The sequence below is a fragment of the Salmonella sp. A7 genome, from assembly GCF_020181675.1.
GTDB lineage: Bacteria > Pseudomonadota > Gammaproteobacteria > Enterobacterales > Enterobacteriaceae > Salmonella > Salmonella enterica.
Genome location: NZ_CP084001.1, coordinates 855831 through 873534, shown reverse-complemented (window position 1 = coordinate 873534; position 17704 = coordinate 855831). Strand labels below are relative to the sequence as shown.

The window sequence follows — 17704 nt, the reverse complement described above, 5'->3', positions numbered from 1 at the left end:
ATCAGTCCGTGACGAAGAGCGCATCATAGTCGAAGCCTTTTAATGGCGCGATTTTCATACAATCAACGAGACTGATTAAAACGAAACAGCGGTAACAGGTAATGCCGGGACTGCGCAATGATAGCCTGCAACGTTTCAGATTCCAGCTGACGCCAAAGACGTTGATACCAGATATCTTCGCCTTCGCCGCTCACCATTATGTTGCCTTCATAAGCCTGTAAAAACTTTGTCCTGGCCTTCTGTAAGGTATCATCGTCGTCTAACATGACATCATTTTCAGCGTCATAACAGGCTTTTATCCATGCGCCGCCGCTTTCCGGCAGTACCAATAGCGGAGAAGACATGCCTTCCCGGTAGCCTTCAATCAGTTGCGCCAGGTAAGCCATTGCCTGCGCTTTATCAAGTGGCGGAAATCGCCACTCTCCCTCTTTGCGCAAAAACAGGCGACTTTCGCCACTCCCGCCGCTGGCACAATAGACAAGGTGTTCCAGCCAAAGTTGCACACCTTGCGCAACGCTGATTAAAGCGGGACGCCAGCGCAATAATCCATCCTCCTGTACCTGCGGTAGCCAGCCGGTTAGCTGAACGCCATTACAAAGCAGATCCACTTCCAGGCTTTGGCTCGGCTTACGGCAGGCGATGACCCGGCTTGCCAGTTGCTGCATCTCCTGACATTGCGCATCCCAGAATATTTCGCCAAACGCGCCGTAAGGCAACTCTCCCGCAGCCCGGAAACGGCGGAACAAGCGTTCGGCGTCGTCTTCTTCAACCAGCGTATTGAGCAACTGTTGGTTAAGTTGATATCGAGTCAATCCCTCTAATTCAAACGGTTCCGCATCAGGAATCTCACTCTCTTCCGAGCGGAAATTAACCTGAAGCCGCATCTGAAAAAATGCGCGTACCGGATGGGCCCAAAAACGCTGCAGACTTTCCAGAGTCAATGTTTCCGGCATCGTAAAAGGAAGCGGCTGCACAAAGTCAGAATGCGCTTTTCCCGACTGACTCGCCGCAGGCAACCACTCTCTGGCATAGCTTTGCTGTTCGCCGGGTTGGTAATTTTGCGCATCAAAAGGCATACGGGTATGCAGACGCGTAATATGCGCTTTGACTCGTGCTTCGCTCTCATCACAGGTCAGCGTTTCGTCGCCCGGCAAATAGTGGCTTTGTCCGATGTAATCCACCAATTCTTGCACCAGTACAGAGGGAAAGCGTTCGCTATTATCCTGGATGGAGCGACCGATGTAGCTGATATACAGCGTCTGCTGCGCCGAGATTAACGCTTCCAGAAACAGATAGCGGTCATCGTCGCGACGGCTTCGATCCCCGCGCATGGGTTTTTGGCTCATCAGGTCAAAGCCCAACGGCGCAAGCTGGCGCGGGTATACGCCGTCGTTCATTCCCAGCAGGCAAACGACTCTGAACGGAATGGAACGCATCGGCATCAGCGTACAAATATTGATGGGGCCCGCCAGGAAGCGCTGGCTAATACGTTCCTGATCCAGACGCTGCGCCAGCTCATCCCGCAGTAGCGAAATCGGTACCGCGTCGCCATATTCCGCCGCGACGCCTTCGGCGATAATGGCCTGCCACTGCTGTTCAATCAATGTCATTGCCGCTTCCGTGTCCGCATCGGGCAGGAAGAAATCATTGAGCATATCGCGACAAACGGGCAACCACTCTTCCAGCGGTCGCTCCTGCGCCAGACCGCGCCGCCAGATATTAAGCTGCATCAGCAGAGAAGCCAGATGCCCGACCAGCTCAGCAATCAGACCGCTGGATTCGTCATAAGGCAGAACCGACTGCCACTCGCCCTGGGCGCTTTCCATCGCATACCCCAGCAGCATACGCGTCAGGCCAAATTGCCATGTATGCTGTCCCGTGGCAGGAAGTTCCAGCTCGCGTACGTTGTCATCGTCAATTCCCCAGCGAATGCCTGACTCATTGACCCACAAGCGCAAATAACGCAGCCCTTCTTCGTTGATCGTAAAGCGGGCAGCCAATACCGGTACGTCTAACAACGCCAGAACATCCTCGGAGACGAAGCGGCTGTCCGGTAACGAAAGTAGGCTGATAAATGCCTGTAACACCGGATGTGACTGACGCGCCCGCCGATCGGAAATGGCATAAGGCAGATAGCGCTCCGTTGGCGCGCTACCAAATACCGCCTGGATAAACGGGCTATAGCTGTCAATATCAGCCACCATAACGATAATGTCGCGCGGCGTTAGCGTCGGATCGGCTTCCAGCATCGCCAGAAGGCGATCGTGCAGTATCTCCACCTCGCGCTGCGGGCTGTGACAAACGTGAAAAGAGAGGCTGTTATCTTCGGGATCGAGCAGACGCTTATTGTCGCTGCGCGAATACTCCTCAAGGTTTACGCCCGCCACCGCATGGCTTTCCAGTTCAAGAATATCCGCCTGAATCCGATGCAAAAGATTATCTGGCGTAATATCAACAAACGCATCCAGCTCCTGGCTGTTTTCCAGTTCAGATAGCAGGTAGATATAATCCCGCCCCAGTTTTCCCCATGAGGCCAGTAGCGGATTACCGATATCCTGTTCACCGTCGCTGTTAAATAAGGCTTCCGGATTCTGGTTTTCACGGAACAACGGTAAATGACGGTCTTCAAAACTGTGACGACGCTGGCGAGCCATGAGTTTTGCCAGCCAGGCTGGGTCTTTAATGTCCCCCCAGTAATACCGACACGGATTAGTAAAAAGGAGATGAATTTCAATATGTTTGCCCAGCGCCTGCAACGCTCTGAGATACACTGGCGGTAACGCGGAAATGCCGCAAATAAAAACGCGGGACGGCAACCCTGGCGGGCAGGCGGTCGCGCTTTCCAGCGTTTGAATAAAGCGTTGGTAGAGATTGGCGCGATGCCAGCGCGGCTGCCCCAGCGCGGCGGTATATTCCACCAATGCTTTCCACAGCGGCGCCTGCCAGTTTTGCGCCTCCCCCAGACCTTCCACGGTTTCTCCCGCCTCCCACTGCGTAAGCCAGTCAGGCCGATAAACCAGATACTGATCGAACAGGTCGGCGGCGCGCGCGGAAAGCTGAAAGAGTTTGCGTTTATCAGTGTCGTCGGTCAGATAATGGCGCAGCAGTACAAACTCATCCTTATCCAGCAACTGCGGCAGCAAGGTCATCAGTTTCCAGCTCATGCTTTGTTTGCTGAAAGCGCTTTCTTTGGGGATATCCGGCAACACGCGGACAAACATCTCCCAGATAAAACTCGCCGGTAACGGAAAAGCGATATTCGCCGCAATACCAAACTTTTGTGAAAGGGTCATCTGCAGCCACTGCGCCATACCCGTGCTTTGTACCAGAATCATTTCTGGTTCAAAGGGATCATCCAGCCGCTCGCGTTCGACGATGAACTCCATCAACGCTTCCAGCACATCCAGACGATTGGAGTGGTAGACCCTTAACATAATTACTCCTGACGATTAACGATTTGGACAATGCAAGCGCGTCATCTGCCCCTGCTTGCCAGAGGGTGAAACCATCGTGACGCTGATGCTGACACATCCCGATTGCATTGTCTGCATCCGGTTGGCCTTCCACCCTTCAGCAGGCGAAAATGGATACAGCGCCGTTTGCTGCCACGCCTGCCGCCAGATCTGGAGATACTGGTGTCGTAATGCAAAACTGTGCATTAATACCCGCTGATAGCCTGACAGCGCGGTGACGATCATTACCATTAGAACCATCGCCACTAAAACTTCCGGGAGGCTAAACCCGCGTTGTAAATTCAGGGGATGCGACATAACGCCACCTCTTTTAACGGACAAAAATCACTCCAGCCGTGGGGAGAAAAGACAATACTTCCCTGAATGACGTTGCCCAAACGCCATAACGTCATGCCGTCATCTTGCGCCGCCATCACCACCTCATCCCCCGATAATCTCCGCAAACAGACTCTTGCTCCTGAAGAGGAATAGCGCCGACATTCCATTTCGGTTACGCCTGACCATAGCTGCCCCCGCCCCCATTCCAGCGCCGACTGTACGAGCGCCTGGCGTTGTATCGCCATGCTCTGCGTCGTCACGCGGGCGGCATAGCTGGCCTGCTGCTGATTTACGCCTTGCAGTAGCAGACTACCCAGAATCAGTATTAAAAGCGCCAGTATTATCGAAGAAGCGCCACGTTCCCGATTCACAGATTAAATCCCGTTACGCTGTATTGCGCGTCAATAACCGTCTGAGGCTCGGCTTTGCTGGCGCCGCGCAGATGCAGCATGAGCACTGGCGAGAATCCCGTTATATCCCGGCGCTCAACGGTAAACGCCGTGATGAGTACCGTATTGGGATCGGTCATTTTTTCCCATCCCTTACCCTGGCAAGATGTTGCTCCGCGTAATGTCTCCAGAACGTTATCCTTCACACGAAACCCGGTCTGGTCGGCCTCTTTCGCCGGTATGGTATCCCAGACACCGTTATTATTCCCGTCCCACTGAACGATGACACATTGCCCCTGTTCAGCAAGATGTAACCCTTCGCCAATACAGTGGCCATGACAGTAACCCGCACGTTGAAGATGCTTCGCTACGGTATAGGTTCGCTGCCAGATTTCATCTTCCAGCGATAACTGTCGCGTGTTGTGCCAGATCTCACGCTGTAGCGCCGGTAAAAATCGTGCGGACCCAAGCAGTAAAATGGAACCTATCGCCATCGCCAGCACAACCTCCAGTAGCGAGAACCCCCGCGTGGTTATTGACACGTGGCGGCCTCGTTACGCTCGCATAGCCTGATTCGCCCCCAGGAGGAGACGACCAGACGCCACTCTCCGGCAGCGTTTTTCAGTACGATGTGCCCTGCCCATGCCGTATTGCGCAGGCCAAAGAAGGCTAACGACGGCGTGATATCGGCAAGGACGACATCACGCCAGTCGGGCGTAAACACAAAGGGGGAAGATGGCGTACACGATGTTTGCGTAGCAACAGAGCTGACAAAGCACCATGAACCACCTTCGCTGACCACGCGAAGAATGTGATCGCGGTTATGCCAGTGAGCGTCCTCACGAAGTTGCAGCAGGTAATCCCGCACCTGACATGCGGTTTGCCACAGGCGCTGTTGCTGCTGCCAGCGTTGCCAGCCATAAAGTCCTGTGGCGCTGAGAATGATAATGAGCGACATCGCGACCACCGTTTCAATGAGCGTATAGCCCTGTTGTTTTTTCATGTCGGCAGTATGGCGGGCGGAAGAAAAATAACGAGCGCCAAATACAGATTGTTCGGCGCGTTACGGAAAAAAGTTCATGTCTTGCAGCGCGTTGCAAAATTTCAGGAATCCGCGCCGAAGATTGAGACAAAGGGTAAAAAAAACCGACGCGCGATGACGTCGGTTATGGCAGGATCGTCAGCGCTTAGATAGCGACCGGCGCTTTAATACCGGGGTGCGGATCATAGCCTTCAATTTCGAAATCATCGAACCGGTAGTCAAAAAGCGAATCAGGTTTACGCTTAATGACCAACTTCGGCAGCGCGCGCGGTTCACGGCTTAATTGCAGGTGCGTCTGCTCCATATGGTTGCTGTACAGGTGCGTGTCGCCGCCGGTCCAGACAAAATCGCCGACGTCCAGGTCGCACTGTTGCGCCATCATATGCACCAGTAACGCGTAGCTGGCAATGTTGAACGGCAGACCGAGGAACACATCGCAGGAGCGCTGATAAAGCTGACAGGAGAGTTTTCCATCTGCGACATAAAACTGGAAAAAGGCGTGACACGGCGCCAGCGCCATCTTATCCAGCTCGCCGACGTTCCACGCAGAAACGATAATACGACGAGAGTCCGGATCGTTTTTAAGCTGGCTTAAGACCGTGGCGATCTGATCGATATGGCGGCCATCCGGTGTTGGCCATGCACGCCACTGCTTACCATAAACCGGGCCTAAATCGCCGTTCTCATCGGCCCATTCGTCCCAGATGGTGACATTATTTTCGTGCAGGTAAGCGATGTTGGTATCGCCCTGCAAAAACCATAGCAGTTCGTGAATAATTGAACGTAAATGGCAGCGTTTTGTCGTCACCAGCGGAAAGCCTTCCTGCAGGTTAAAACGCATCTGATGGCCAAAAATGGAAAGCGTGCCGGTGCCGGTACGGTCGTTTTTCTGTGTGCCTTCATCCAGCACTTTTTGCATCAGTTCTAAATACTGTTTCATGGTTCCTCAGGAAACGTGTTGCTGCGGGCGGCGGCGATATGCCCAAACCATCATGATCGCGCCAGCGATAATCATCGGGATAGAGAGAATCTGCCCCATGCTGATGTACTGTACCCACGCGCCGGTAAATTGCGCGTCCGGCTGGCGGAAGAATTCAACAATGATACGAAACGCGCCATAGCCAATCAGGAATAATCCGGAGACTGCGCCCATCGGACGCGGTTTGCGAATAAAGAGATTAAGGATGATAAACAGCACCACGCCTTCTAATGCCAGCTCATACAACTGGGAAGGGTGGCGCGGCAATACGCCGTAGGTATCAAAAATAGGCTGCCATTGCGGATGTGACGGCAGCAGCGCAATATCTTCCGCGCGTGAGCCAGGAAAGAGCATGGCAAACCGGAAGTTAGGATCGACGCGCCCCCACAATTCACCGTTGATAAAGTTGCCCAGACGCCCGGCGCCCAGGCCGAACGGAATTAACGGCGCAATAAAATCAGACACCTGAAAGAACGAGCGCTTCGTGCGCCTGGCGAAAATAATCATCACCAGTATCACGCCGATAAGCCCGCCGTGGAAGGACATGCCGCCGTCCCAGACGCGGAATAAATAGAGCGGGTTATCCAGAAACAGAGGGAAGTTATAAAACAGGACATAGCCAATACGCCCCCCCAGGAAGACCCCCAGGAAACCTGCATAGAGTAAATTTTCAACTTCGTTTTTGGTCCAACCGCTTCCCGGACGGTTAGCACGACGCACCGCCAACCACATCGCGAAAACGAACCCCACCAGATACATCAAGCCATACCAGTGAAGCGCGACGGGCCCAATTGAGAAAATGACCGGATCAAAGTCCGGAAAATGCAGATAGCTACTGGTCATCTGTCACCACAATTTCTTGTTATTTCGCTGAAGAGATAGCGATTGATAAGCGCGCCTGCGCGTTGCAGACGCTCCAAAGGTGCGAATAATAGCACAAGGGTTAAAAGCGAGATGCCGATTACCGTTAAAAGATATGTATACCCTTCATACTTCAAGTTGCTTATGTGTTGGCTACGGATTACTCGGCCCATCCATGGGCCTCGCCCTGACGGGCCGTCGCACGCGACGTTCAAATCTGCTCCCGGCAGATTTGTCGCTCACCCCAGTCACATAGTTATCTATGCTCCTGGGGACTCACTCCCTTGCCGCCTTTAAGCAACTCGAATTATTTTGGGTATATACGCATTGTCTTTCATCTTGCAGGCGTGTTGTCTGCGCCGTGAATCCACAGTCACTCTCTTTTCCCGCTCCAGTCGTTACAACCCTCCTCGAATCAATCCCCCCATCCCGCGGCGCTCCATAAACGCCGCCACCTGATGACGCACCTCGGTCGCCATCTGCGCCTCAAGGCTGCGTCTGGCAAGGGTTTGCGCGTCTTCAAAATCGATATGCCGCAGCAGATATTTCACACGCGCTACCGAACGGCCATTCATCGAAAGATGGCGATATCCCAGACCGATAAGAATCGCCACGCACATCGGATCGCCCGCCATCTCGCCGCACAAGCGAAGATCGAGACCATGTTTTTCGGCTTCCTGTGCAATCATGGACAGCGCGCGCAGCATAGCCGGATGCAGACTGTCATAAATACTGGCCACGCGAGTGTTGTTGCGATCTACCGCCAGGATATATTGTGTTAAATCGTTGGTACCGACCGAGATAAAGTCGATCCGGTTAGCCAGATGCGGCAGCATAAATACCATTGACGGTACTTCCAGCATAATGCCGATACGCGGTTTCGGGATCGCATAGCCGATCATCTCCTCGACCTCGCGCCCGGCGCGTTCGATCAGACGCCGCGCTTCATCGACTTCATCAATACTGGTGACCATCGGCAACAAAATACTGAGGTTGCCAGTCGCCGCATTGGCACGCAGCATCGCGCGGACCTGGATCAAAAATATCTCCGGCTGATCCAGCGTAATGCGGATCCCGCGCCAGCCCAGACACGGGTTCTCCTCGCTGATCGGCATATAGGGCAGTTGCTTATCCGCTCCCACATCCAGGGTCCGCAGCGTCACCGGTTTATCGTTAAACATTTGCAGCATCCCTTGATACTGCGCCACCTGCTCTTCTTCCGAGGGAAACCCGCTTTGCAGCATAAAGGGAATTTCAGTACGGTACAGGCCGATACCGTCGATCCGACTGCCTAACTTTTCCTCATGCTCGGGACTGAGCCCGGCATTCAGCATCACTTTGACTCGCTCGCCGCTTTTCAGTTGGGCGGGAAGATTGACGTCGTCCTCCGCCAGACGACTGAGTTCTATCTCTTCACTAATGAGCCGCTGATATTCCTGAATAAGCACGGGTTCAGGATCGACCAGTAATTCACCGCGATAGCCATCCACCACCAACGTACGGCGATGTAGCACCGAAGGTTGGATATCCGCGCCCATGACGGTCGGGATACCGAGCGCGCGCACCATAATCGCCGCATGCGAGTTTGCCGCGCCGTCGCGCACCACAACGCCCGCCAGCCTGTCCTGCGGCAGCTCCGCCAGGGTGGTCGCCGACAGCTCATCCGCGACCAGAATAAAACGTTCCGGCCAGGCGTTTGGCCCCTGAACTGAATCATCAAGGTGGAATAACAGCCGCTGCCCCAGCGTGCGTAAGTCTCCCGCACGTTCTTTGAGGTAGTTATCGGTTAGCGCCGCAAATTGCTCGGCAAATTTTTCGATGATTTTTTTAACGGCCCACTCCGCAACAGCGCCTTTGTCGACCTCGGCGAAGAGTTCGCGACGCAGTCTGGCATCTGAAAGCAGGTGTGAGTACAGATCGAAAATGGCCGCCGTCTCTTTTTGCGCGCCGGCGGCAAAGCGTTTGCTGTATCGTCGGAATTCGTTCGCCGCCTCTTCCAGCGCGCCGGTCAGTCGTTCGCGTTCAAGAGAGGTATCCAGCGTAGACGCTTCGTAAACCTGTTCCATCAGCGGCATGGTCGCGTCTTGCCAGCCCGTTGCGATAGCTACGCCCGGCGCCGCAGGAAGCGCGCGGATTCGCGTCTGCCGGTATTGCCCGAACAGCGCTGTGACCTGCGACTGTGACAGGATAGCCGCCATCTGCGTAGCGAGCGTGACGAGGAAAGACTCTTCGCTTTCATCGTACTGGCGCAATTCGCGCTGCTGTACGACCAGCACGCCGAGAAGTTGGCGACGCTGAATGATCGGCACGCCGAGAAACGCGCGAAAACGTTCCTCTTTTACCGAAGGAATGTATTTAAAGCTGGGATGTTTTTGCGCATCGGCAAGGTTAATGGGTTCCGCCAGCCTGCCCACCAGACCGACGATCCCCTCATCAAACGCAAGCGCAACGGTTCGACCACGCGGTTTTTTCAACCCCCGCGTCGCCATCAGGTAATAACAGCGTCGGTCATGATCGGCCAGGTAAACCGAGCAAACCTCTGTATCCATCGCAAGACAGATATCCGTGACCAGAATATTCAGCGCCTCGTTCAGACGCGGCGCACTGGCCACTTTTTCGACTATTTCGCGCAGGCGAGTGAGCATAATTTGCGTGGCTTAACCTCTTTTACGTCGATAAGCAGGCGCGCTTTGTAGCTTAGGGGGATTATCCTGAAGCGCCATGACAACACTTGCAAACTCTTTCATTACCCTGCGGTAGACATCGCGTTTAAATGACACCACTTGTCGAACCGGATACCAGTAACTTACCCAGCGCCAGCCGTCAAACTCCGGCGTACTGCTGGTTTGCATATTGATTTCGGCGTCGGCGCTCATTAACTGCAAAAGAAACCACTTTTGTTTCTGGCCGATACATACCGGCTTTGTGTCCCAACGCACCAAACGTTTTGGTAACTTGTAACGCAACCAGTTGCGAGTAGAAGCAAGGATCCGCACATCTTTACGGCTTAACCCAACTTCTTCAAACAGTTCCCGGTACATCGCCTGTTCTGCCGACTCCCCTGGATTTATCCCGCCCTGCGGGAACTGCCAGGAGTGCTGACCAAATCGCCGGGCCCACATCACCTGCCCCTGACGATTACAAATTACGATACCTACATTTGGGCGGTAGCCATCGTCATCAATCACCGGACTACCTCAACATAAACCTTATATATGAACGATTGTTTCATACTCCAGTGAGGCGGTAAACCACTCTGTAATAGTGACACAGCCTAATAACAATTGAATAACTCACAGTAAATAGCCGAGTTATAAACAGATGATGACGCCCTTGCGCCATTTTATTCACCTTTTCTGTGGATATAGTTGTGAAGAAGTATGGAATTACCACGGGAAAACCCAGAACAGTCTGAATTCCTCATACTGGAGGCAGTAAAAATAGTTCCTTATATTCATTGTGTTATAGACAAACCTTACATGCCACCTTCATAAAGCGTGACCAGCATCACATCTAAGATCCTTATGCTGATGAAAGATCAACCAGCGCCGGTTTTATCCACAGATTGTGCCAATAACTTACGCACTATTTGTCTGAATTTTCGATTTTCGTCGCACGTCAAGGCTGTAAATGGAAACAGTAGTGGTGGTTTTACACAGTTATCCCAACTTTCTGTGGATAACATAGTGTAAGATCCTGTTTATTGTCAGTGACCAGAATTGGAAAACCCGCTTCAGCGTTGCGCAACACGAAGAAACAACACAAAAAAGGCAATAAAAATCAGTCTATTGAATATAAGACACAGAAAAAGATAAACTCTGCCCATACGGTATAAAATCACTGCTCACTTTTTGACCTAAGGTAATTGTCATGTCCGCTCTTTGTCCGCTACTGACTCCGCCTGCTTCGGAAGCATTGCTGTTAGCCCAGGCGCGGCAGCTTTCCGGCTATACGTTAGGCGAGCTGGCGGCGATGGCCGGCATTACCACGCCTAAAGATTTGAAGCGAGACAAAGGCTGGATCGGCGTCTTGCTGGAGATCTGGCTCGGCGCCAGCGCCGGGAGCAAGCCGGAGCAGGATTTCGCCGCGTTAGGCGTAGAACTGAAAACCATCCCGGTGGATAGTCTGGGTCGTCCTCTGGAAACAACCTTTGTTTGCGTGGCGCCGTTAACCGGTAACAGCGGCGTGACCTGGGAGACAAGTCACGTACGGCATAAATTGAAGCGCGTGCTATGGGTACCGGTCGAAGGCGATCGCAGCATACCGTTAGCCGAACGCCGCGTAGGTTCGCCGCTACTCTGGAGTCCGAGTGAAGAAGAGGACAGGCAGCTACGCCTCGACTGGGAAGAGCTGATGGACATGATAGTGCTGGGCCAGGTGGAACGCATTACCGCCCGCCATGGCGAAGTCTTGCAACTGCGACCCAAAGCCGCCAATGCCAGGGCGCTCACCGAGGCTATCGGCGCGCGCGGGGAACCTATTTTGACGCTACCGCGTGGATTTTATCTGAAAAAAAATTTTACGCAGGCGCTGCTGGCTCGCCATTTTTTATTGCAGAATCCGTAACGTCCATTACACGCAAATGCGCCTCCGCTATGGCTACGCATCGGGCCGATGCCGGATAAACGTAAGCGTATTGTCGCCGCTATTTTACACCGTTCCTGGTTGCGCAAATTCAGCCTGGGCTTTCGCCCGTCACTCGACGGGCCTATAATTACCGCTTCTTTTTTTGGCAGGACTTTGTTCGATGTTATTTGCATGGATAACCGATCCTAATGCCTGGCTGGCGCTCGGTACGCTGACGCTGCTGGAGATTGTACTTGGGATCGACAACATTATTTTTCTTTCTCTGGTGGTAGCAAAACTTCCTACGGCGCAACGGAACCACGCACGGCGGCTTGGGTTGGCGGCGGCGATGGTTATGCGCCTGGCGCTGCTGGCGTCAATCGCCTGGGTCACTCGTCTGACTAATCCGCTGTTTGAGCTTTTCGGCGAAGCGATTTCCGCCCGCGATCTCATTCTGTTACTGGGCGGGTTATTTTTAATCTGGAAAGCCAGCAAGGAGATCCATGAGTCCATCGAAGGCGAAGAAGAAGGGTTAAAAACCCGGGTTTCTTCTTTCCTGGGCGCAATAGTACAGATTATGCTGCTGGATATTATTTTCAGCCTTGATTCAGTTATCACAGCGGTTGGCCTCTCCGATCATCTGTTTATTATGATGGCGGCAGTCGTTATTGCCGTGGGCGTCATGATGTTTGCGGCACGGCCCATCGGCGAGTTTGTCGATCGCCATCCGTCGGTAAAAATGCTGGCGCTCTCCTTTCTGATCCTGGTTGGCTTTACCCTGATTCTGGAAAGTTTCGACGTTCACGTTCCGAAAGGGTATATCTATTTCGCCATGTTCTTCTCTATCGCAGTAGAGAGCCTGAACCTGTTGCGTAATAAAAAGAATCCGCTGTAATCCTGTCTCGCTCCCCCGCCGGGGAGCGAATACTCACTTTATTTCCTTTCTTCTCACAGATTAAGATTTTGCTGCTTCCGACATGCAGATCTGCGCGTTATTACTAGACTATTATCAGACATATGATTAACAGACTATTATCAGATGCAGGCTACGTGAGGACAAACGGATGAAAAAGTGGGCAGTTGTAATTTCCGCAGTAGGGTTGGCTTTTGCGGTATCCGGATGCAGCAGCGATTATGTAATGGCGACGAAAGATGGTCGTATGATCCTGACCGATGGAAAACCGCAAGTTGACGATGATACCGGTCTGGTCAGCTATACCGATGCACAGGGAAACGAGATGCAAATCAACCGTGACGAAGTGTCTCAAATCATCGAACGTTAAGCGGTGGCCTGTGATCGAGGTCAGCGTTCTGCAAGCCTTCAGGCTGCGTCCCGTAACGGTGCGTGGCGACCACGCCCGGTAACAATTACGCCGCGCAGCCTGCAATTTTACTTTCCCTTTTGCCTTCCCTCTGCCATTTTTATTGTCCTTTGTCGGGAATTTCTGACTTCATAATAAAAAGGAAACGGCTATGCACTATCACCGTATACCCCACAGCTCGCTCGAAGTAAGTACGCTAGGGCTGGGCACAATGACATTTGGTGAACAAAACAGCGAAGCCGACGCTCACGCACAGCTCGACTATGCCATCGCAAATGGCATTAACCTTATCGACGCCGCCGAGATGTATCCGGTACCGCCGCGCCCGGAAACACAAGGGCTGACGGAATCCTATATCGGTAACTGGCTCGCCAAACGCGGCAACCGTGAAAAACTGATCATCGCCAGCAAAGTTAGCGGACCGGCACGTAATAATGATCAAGGCATCCGGCCTCATCAGGCGCTGGATCGTAAAAATATTCGCGAAGCGCTACACGACAGTTTGACCCGGTTGCAGACCGACTATCTGGATTTGTATCAGGTGCACTGGCCGCAGCGCCCCACTAACTGCTTCGGTAAACTCGGCTATAACTGGACGGACTCCACGCCAGTAGTAAGTCTGCTGGAGACGTTAGACGCGCTAAGTGAGTTTCAGCGAGCGGGTAAGATTCGTTATATTGGCGTTTCAAATGAGACAGCGTTTGGCGTTATGCGCTATCTGCATCTGGCGGAAAAACATGACCTGCCGCGTATTGTCACTATCCAGAACCCCTATAGCCTGTTAAACCGCAGCTACGAGGTCGGACTGGCGGAAGTCAGCCAGTATGAAGGTGTTGAATTGCTCGCCTATTCCTGTCTGGCGTTTGGCACATTAACCGGTAAATACCTGAACGGGGCCAAACCCGCAGGCGCGCGGAATACCTTGTTCAGCCGCTTCACACGTTACAGCGGCGAACAGGCGCAAAAAGCCGTTGCCGCCTACGTCGATATCGCGAAGCGTCACAATCTTGATCCGGCGCAGATGGCGCTGGCCTTTGTTCGCCGCCAGCCGTTTGTCGCCAGTACGTTACTGGGCGCAACCACGATGGCGCAGCTCAAGACGAATGTGGAAAGTCTGCATCTGACGTTAAGCGAAGAGGTTCTGGCGGAGATTGAGGCGGCGCATCAGGTTTATACCTACCCGGCGCCGTGACGGTCAGTGCCCGGTGGCGCTACGCTTCCGGGCTTACAGAGACAATGTAAGCCGGGTAACGCGCGCTCGCCGCCCGGCATATTCACTCAGTATGATGCCTGCCGGCGCTGCCAGATCCACAGCGCCGCGATCGCCAGCGCGAACAGCACGCCAAAGCCGATACCTATCGCCACTGCCGGAACGCCAACCAGCACCGCCAGCGAGTACAGTCCCAGCATTAATAGCATGGCGCTATTCTCGCCCAGATTTTGTACGGCAATGGCATTCCCGGCGCCAACGCTCTTCTTACCGCGCTCCTGGAGCAAGGCGTTGAGCGGCACCACAAAAAAGCCGCCCAGCATACCTATCAACAGCAACAAGGCATAAGCAGGCAGCAATGCGTGCTGTAATGAGAAGATCGCAACCACAACGCCAATCAAAATCCCGGCGGGCATACAGCGCGATACGGTCTCCAGCGTCACCAGTTTTGCTGCCGCGCCCGCGCCGACCACAATGCCTACCGCCACCATGGCGTTCAGGTAAGTCGGCGTGGCGTTATCCGTAATACCCAGCGCCACCGGCACCCACAGCACCAGCAGAAAACGCAGCGTCACGCCTGCGCCCCAGAATAGCCCGGTCCCCACCAGCGAAAAACGCGTTTCACCGTTACGCCAAAGGACAACGCAAGCGCAGAAGAAGCTACGCGTCATCGCCGACAACCGCCAGGATTGTCCTGGACGCGCCGCCACAAGCTTCGGGATAAACAGGTTCGCCGCCACTGCGCCAGCGTAGGCCAACGCGCAGGCAACCAGCGCGGCGATAACATGCCAGTCGGCCAATACGCCGCCCGCGACGGAACCGAGCAAAATCGCCGCAATCGTAGAGGCTTCCATCAGGCCATTGGCTTTCACCAGCTTATCGCCCGTCGTCAATTCGCCCAGAATACCGTATTTCGCCGGAGAATAAGCCGCCGCGCCGATCCCGACCAATGTATAACCGACAAAAGGATTCACGCCGAGGCAGATACCTGCCGCTCCCGCCAGTTTAAGACCATTGGCGACCATCATCACCCGGCCTTTGGCAAAGCTGTCCGCTATCTGGCCGACAAACGGCGCAAAAAGAATGTAAGCGCCCACAAACACCATTTGCAAAACAGGCTGGCTCCAGTCCGGGTAAAACTGAGCTTTCAGCAGCGCCAGCGTCGCGAACAGCAGCGCATTATCGCCAAAAGCCGAGAGAAACTGCGCGACAATCACCGACAGCATCCCTTTCGACCAGATGGAGGTGTTAGTACGTACTGACTCACTCATGATGTTGTTCCGGCGCATCCACCCAACTTTTCAGCGTCACAAAATCGGGTTTCCCGCTGCCAAGCAAGGGAAGCTGTTTCAGATAACGGATATCACGCGGGACGGCAAGTTCCGGAATACCGTGTTCACGGGCATAGTGCTGTAACTTTTCTCGGGTGAGTTCGCTGTCAGTCGTAAACAGTACCAGCGCTTCACCTTTGCTGGCATCGCTTTTAATGGCGGTAGCGTGCATTTTGTCCGCCGAAACGCCAAGCGCCAGTTGCTCGACCATCTCCAGCGAGACCATTTCGCCAGCAATTTTCGCAAAGCGTTTCGCGCGCCCCTGAATCTGCACAAAACCATTTTCATCGAAGCGTACAATATCGCCCGTGTCGTACCACCCGCGCTCGGTTTCGCCTCTGGCGTTTTCCGCTGACGGCACCTCCAGCACGCCCGGTTTTTCCACGCGCAGATAGCCATTCATGATATTCGGCCCTTTCAGCTGTAGCCGACCGCCGTTTTCAATACCGGGCACCGCCAGCAGACGCGCGTCCATGCCAGGCAGAATGCGGCCAACAGTGCCCGGCTTAGCCGCCATCGGCACGTTAATCGAGACTACTGGCGCGCATTCCGTTACCCCGTAGCCCTCAAGAATGCGCAGACCGAATTTATCCTGCCACAGTTGTTTGGTGCTCTCCTGAAGTTTTTCCGCACCGGCCACCACATAGCGCAGGCGATAAAAATCATACGGATTGGCAAAGCGCGCATAGTTGCCGAGGAAGGTTGATGTACCAAACAGCACGGTACAGTTACGGTCATAGACCAGTTCCGGCACAATGCGATAGTGCAGCGGACTTGGATAAAGAAACACTTCCGCGCCGGTCAACAACGGCGTAAACAGGCCCACCGTCAAACCGAACGAGTGAAAGAGCGGCAGCGCCGACATAAAACGGTCATTGGCGGTGAAATCCGCAATCGTTTTTATCTGCTCGACGTTCGCCAGAATGCTTTTATGGCTGTGCACCACCCCTTTCGGGTGCCCTTCCGAGCCGGAGGTAAAAAGAATGATCGCCGCGTCTTCCGGCTGCTGTTTTACCTGTGCCAGTCGCGGCGCCAGGAGGTGGGCAAAAATCCACAGCTTGTCGGCGGGTGTGACGTCCGCTTTTAAATCTTCCAGGTAAACCCAGCGAACCTGCGTTAGCTGTTCCGGCAGGTGCCATAATTTACCTTTATCGAGGAACTGGCGGGAGGTAAAAATCGTTTTAATTTCCGCCGCGGTAATCGCGCTGGTCAGCCCTTTTACCCCCGCTGTGTAGTTCATCATGGCCGGAATGCGGCGACGAGAAACCGCGCCGAAAATCACCGCCGCGCTGATGGCGGCATTCGGCAGCATTAAACCGATTTTCTCGCCCTCAACGCTGTACTTTTCCAGAATCCGGCCAACAAAAAGCGTCTTGGTCAGTAACTTACGATACGTATCCGGCGTAAAGTTAATGTCCTCAATACAGTTTTTACCTGCGCCGTAACGATATTGCGCCGCCAGCAACGATTCGTATAACGTCTCGCGCGGGCGCACCGCCATACGCGCTTCCATCATGATCTGGTGCAGCATCTCACCCGCTATCTTACGTCTGTCGCGCGCGCGCGGCGCTTCCGGCATCGGTATTTGCGTCGGCGGTAAAATATGAAGCTGAATGCGGGGGAATAAGCGCCGTTTAACCAGACCTTTAAGGCGACTGAAAGGCGTAAGCTCCGCGCCGTCAATACGGAGCGGAATGACGGTTGCGCCCGATTTTGCCGCCACAAAGCCTGCGCCGTCATAAATTTTCATCAGCGAGCCGGTCACGGAAATCCGCCCTTCCGGGAAAATCACCACTGGACGCCCCTGCTCCACCAGACGCACCAGGTGTTTAATGGACATGGGTTTAGTGGGATCGAGCGGCACAAAATCGATCAGCGGCGTTAACCAGCGCATATACCATTGCTGGCTGATGGAGGTATATACCGCAAAGACAGGCCGTACCGGCAAAAACAGCGCCAGTAGCATACCATCGATAAATGAAACGTGATTGGGGGTAATTAAGACCCGGTTCCCCTGTAGCGCCCGGACATCGCCAGTGACGCGCACACGATAAAGCACGCGAAACAGGTTACGGAAAAATCCAAACAGCATTTCAACTCCCTTTGGCCGACAATTCGCTAAAACATGAATTGTGGCAGATTACACGAGTTGCGTAACAGGAGCGATAGCAAAATAGGTTCGAAAAAAAACCTGCGCATCCGCGCAGGTTGGT

15 protein-coding genes are annotated in these 17704 nt (G+C 53.7%); 4 read left to right on the top strand and 11 right to left on the bottom strand.

The annotated features are described in order from the left end of the window. Nucleotides 1–62 precede the first annotated feature (62 nt). From recC to rppH, 9 genes are all read right to left on the bottom strand, one after another. The gene (gene recC / locus LCS67_RS04195) at nt 63–3434 is read right to left on the bottom strand and encodes an exodeoxyribonuclease V subunit gamma (RefSeq protein WP_031566396.1); all 3372 of its coding nucleotides are present in this window, start codon (nt 3432–3434) and stop codon (nt 63–65) included. 15 nt (nt 3435–3449) lie between these two features. Continuing rightward, complete coding sequence (locus LCS67_RS04190) at nt 3450–3770, bottom strand: prepilin-type N-terminal cleavage/methylation domain-containing protein (RefSeq protein WP_000019292.1); 321 nt, start codon at nt 3768–3770, stop codon at nt 3450–3452. Then, on the bottom strand, nt 3755–4162 hold the full coding sequence (locus tag LCS67_RS04185; RefSeq protein WP_001078523.1) for a DUF2509 family protein: 408 nt from the start codon (nt 4160–4162) through the stop codon (nt 3755–3757). Before LCS67_RS04185 ends, LCS67_RS04190 begins: the two co-directional genes overlap by 16 nt. Continuing rightward, the gene (locus tag LCS67_RS04180; protein WP_000029153.1) at nt 4159–4722 is read right to left on the bottom strand and encodes a prepilin peptidase-dependent protein; all 564 of its coding nucleotides are present in this window, start codon (nt 4720–4722) and stop codon (nt 4159–4161) included. The genes LCS67_RS04185 and LCS67_RS04180 overlap by 4 nt, the downstream gene beginning before the upstream one ends. Then, on the bottom strand, nt 4713–5183 hold the full coding sequence (locus LCS67_RS04175; RefSeq protein WP_000744668.1) for a prepilin peptidase-dependent protein: 471 nt from the start codon (nt 5181–5183) through the stop codon (nt 4713–4715). The genes LCS67_RS04180 and LCS67_RS04175 overlap by 10 nt, the downstream gene beginning before the upstream one ends. Before the next feature lie 184 nt (nt 5184–5367). Further along, the gene (gene thyA / locus LCS67_RS04170; protein WP_000816247.1) at nt 5368–6162 is read right to left on the bottom strand and encodes a thymidylate synthase; all 795 of its coding nucleotides are present in this window, start codon (nt 6160–6162) and stop codon (nt 5368–5370) included. Nucleotides 6163–6168: 6 nt separating this feature from the next. Beyond that, nucleotides 6169–7044: a prolipoprotein diacylglyceryl transferase gene (gene lgt / locus LCS67_RS04165; protein WP_000204647.1), complete on the bottom strand. Its 876-nt coding sequence runs from the start codon at nt 7042–7044 to the stop codon at nt 6169–6171. Between the two features lie 416 nt (nt 7045–7460). Next, the gene (gene ptsP, locus LCS67_RS04160) at nt 7461–9707 is read right to left on the bottom strand and encodes a phosphoenolpyruvate--protein phosphotransferase (RefSeq protein ID WP_000957887.1); all 2247 of its coding nucleotides are present in this window, start codon (nt 9705–9707) and stop codon (nt 7461–7463) included. A gap of 12 nt (nt 9708–9719) precedes the next feature. Further along, nucleotides 9720–10250, bottom strand: coding sequence for an RNA pyrophosphohydrolase (rppH, locus tag LCS67_RS04155; protein ID WP_000564481.1), 531 nt, complete (start codon nt 10248–10250; stop codon nt 9720–9722). Between the two features lie 682 nt (nt 10251–10932). Between rppH and mutH the strand changes: the two genes are divergently transcribed. The 4 genes from mutH (at nt 10933) to LCS67_RS04135 (ending at nt 14142) form a co-directional block, all read left to right on the top strand. Then, nucleotides 10933–11628, top strand: coding sequence for a DNA mismatch repair endonuclease MutH (gene mutH, locus LCS67_RS04150; protein WP_001274930.1), 696 nt, complete (start codon nt 10933–10935; stop codon nt 11626–11628). 181 nt (nt 11629–11809) lie between these two features. After that, nucleotides 11810–12523 carry a TerC family protein gene (locus LCS67_RS04145; RefSeq protein WP_000895635.1) on the top strand — a complete coding sequence of 238 codons (714 nt, stop codon included), beginning with the start codon at nt 11810–11812 and terminating at the stop codon, nt 12521–12523. Nucleotides 12524–12692: 169 nt separating this feature from the next. Continuing rightward, the gene (locus LCS67_RS04140) at nt 12693–12911 is read left to right on the top strand and encodes a YgdI/YgdR family lipoprotein (RefSeq protein WP_000758662.1); all 219 of its coding nucleotides are present in this window, start codon (nt 12693–12695) and stop codon (nt 12909–12911) included. 190 nt (nt 12912–13101) lie between these two features. Then, the gene (locus LCS67_RS04135; RefSeq protein ID WP_000558960.1) at nt 13102–14142 is read left to right on the top strand and encodes an NADP(H)-dependent aldo-keto reductase; all 1041 of its coding nucleotides are present in this window, start codon (nt 13102–13104) and stop codon (nt 14140–14142) included. Between the two features lie 86 nt (nt 14143–14228). Here the strand turns inward: LCS67_RS04135 and lplT are convergent, their stop codons facing one another. Together lplT and aas are read right to left on the bottom strand one after the other, a co-directional pair. After that, nucleotides 14229–15431 carry a lysophospholipid transporter LplT gene (gene lplT, locus LCS67_RS04130; protein ID WP_000004684.1) on the bottom strand — a complete coding sequence of 401 codons (1203 nt, stop codon included), beginning with the start codon at nt 15429–15431 and terminating at the stop codon, nt 14229–14231. Continuing rightward, nucleotides 15424–17583 (bottom strand): bifunctional acyl-ACP--phospholipid O-acyltransferase/long-chain-fatty-acid--ACP ligase, encoded by a 2160-nt coding sequence (gene aas / locus LCS67_RS04125; protein WP_000896101.1) that lies wholly within the window; start codon nt 17581–17583, stop codon nt 15424–15426. Before aas ends, lplT begins: the two co-directional genes overlap by 8 nt. Nucleotides 17584–17704 lie beyond the last annotated feature (121 nt).

What these genes read in the sequence shown, in the direction of transcription:
- ptsP (WP_000957887.1), bottom strand. Translation starts at nt 9,707, where the DNA reads ATGCTCACTCGCCTGCGCGAAATAGTCGAAAAAGTGGCCAGTGCGCCG.
- LCS67_RS04145 (WP_000895635.1), top strand. Translation starts at nt 11,810, where the DNA reads ATGTTATTTGCATGGATAACCGATCCTAATGCCTGGCTGGCGCTCGGT.
- LCS67_RS04135 (WP_000558960.1), top strand. Translation starts at nt 13,102, where the DNA reads ATGCACTATCACCGTATACCCCACAGCTCGCTCGAAGTAAGTACGCTA.
- lplT (WP_000004684.1), bottom strand. Translation starts at nt 15,431, where the DNA reads ATGAGTGAGTCAGTACGTACTAACACCTCCATCTGGTCGAAAGGGATG.
- recC (WP_031566396.1), bottom strand. Translation starts at nt 3,434, where the DNA reads ATGTTAAGGGTCTACCACTCCAATCGTCTGGATGTGCTGGAAGCGTTG.
- aas (WP_000896101.1), bottom strand. Translation starts at nt 17,583, where the DNA reads ATGCTGTTTGGATTTTTCCGTAACCTGTTTCGCGTGCTTTATCGTGTG.
- LCS67_RS04190 (WP_000019292.1), bottom strand. Translation starts at nt 3,770, where the DNA reads ATGTCGCATCCCCTGAATTTACAACGCGGGTTTAGCCTCCCGGAAGTT.
- lgt (WP_000204647.1), bottom strand. Translation starts at nt 7,044, where the DNA reads ATGACCAGTAGCTATCTGCATTTTCCGGACTTTGATCCGGTCATTTTC.
- LCS67_RS04175 (WP_000744668.1), bottom strand. Translation starts at nt 5,183, where the DNA reads ATGAAAAAACAACAGGGCTATACGCTCATTGAAACGGTGGTCGCGATG.
- LCS67_RS04140 (WP_000758662.1), top strand. Translation starts at nt 12,693, where the DNA reads ATGAAAAAGTGGGCAGTTGTAATTTCCGCAGTAGGGTTGGCTTTTGCG.
- mutH (WP_001274930.1), top strand. Translation starts at nt 10,933, where the DNA reads ATGTCCGCTCTTTGTCCGCTACTGACTCCGCCTGCTTCGGAAGCATTG.
- thyA (WP_000816247.1), bottom strand. Translation starts at nt 6,162, where the DNA reads ATGAAACAGTATTTAGAACTGATGCAAAAAGTGCTGGATGAAGGCACA.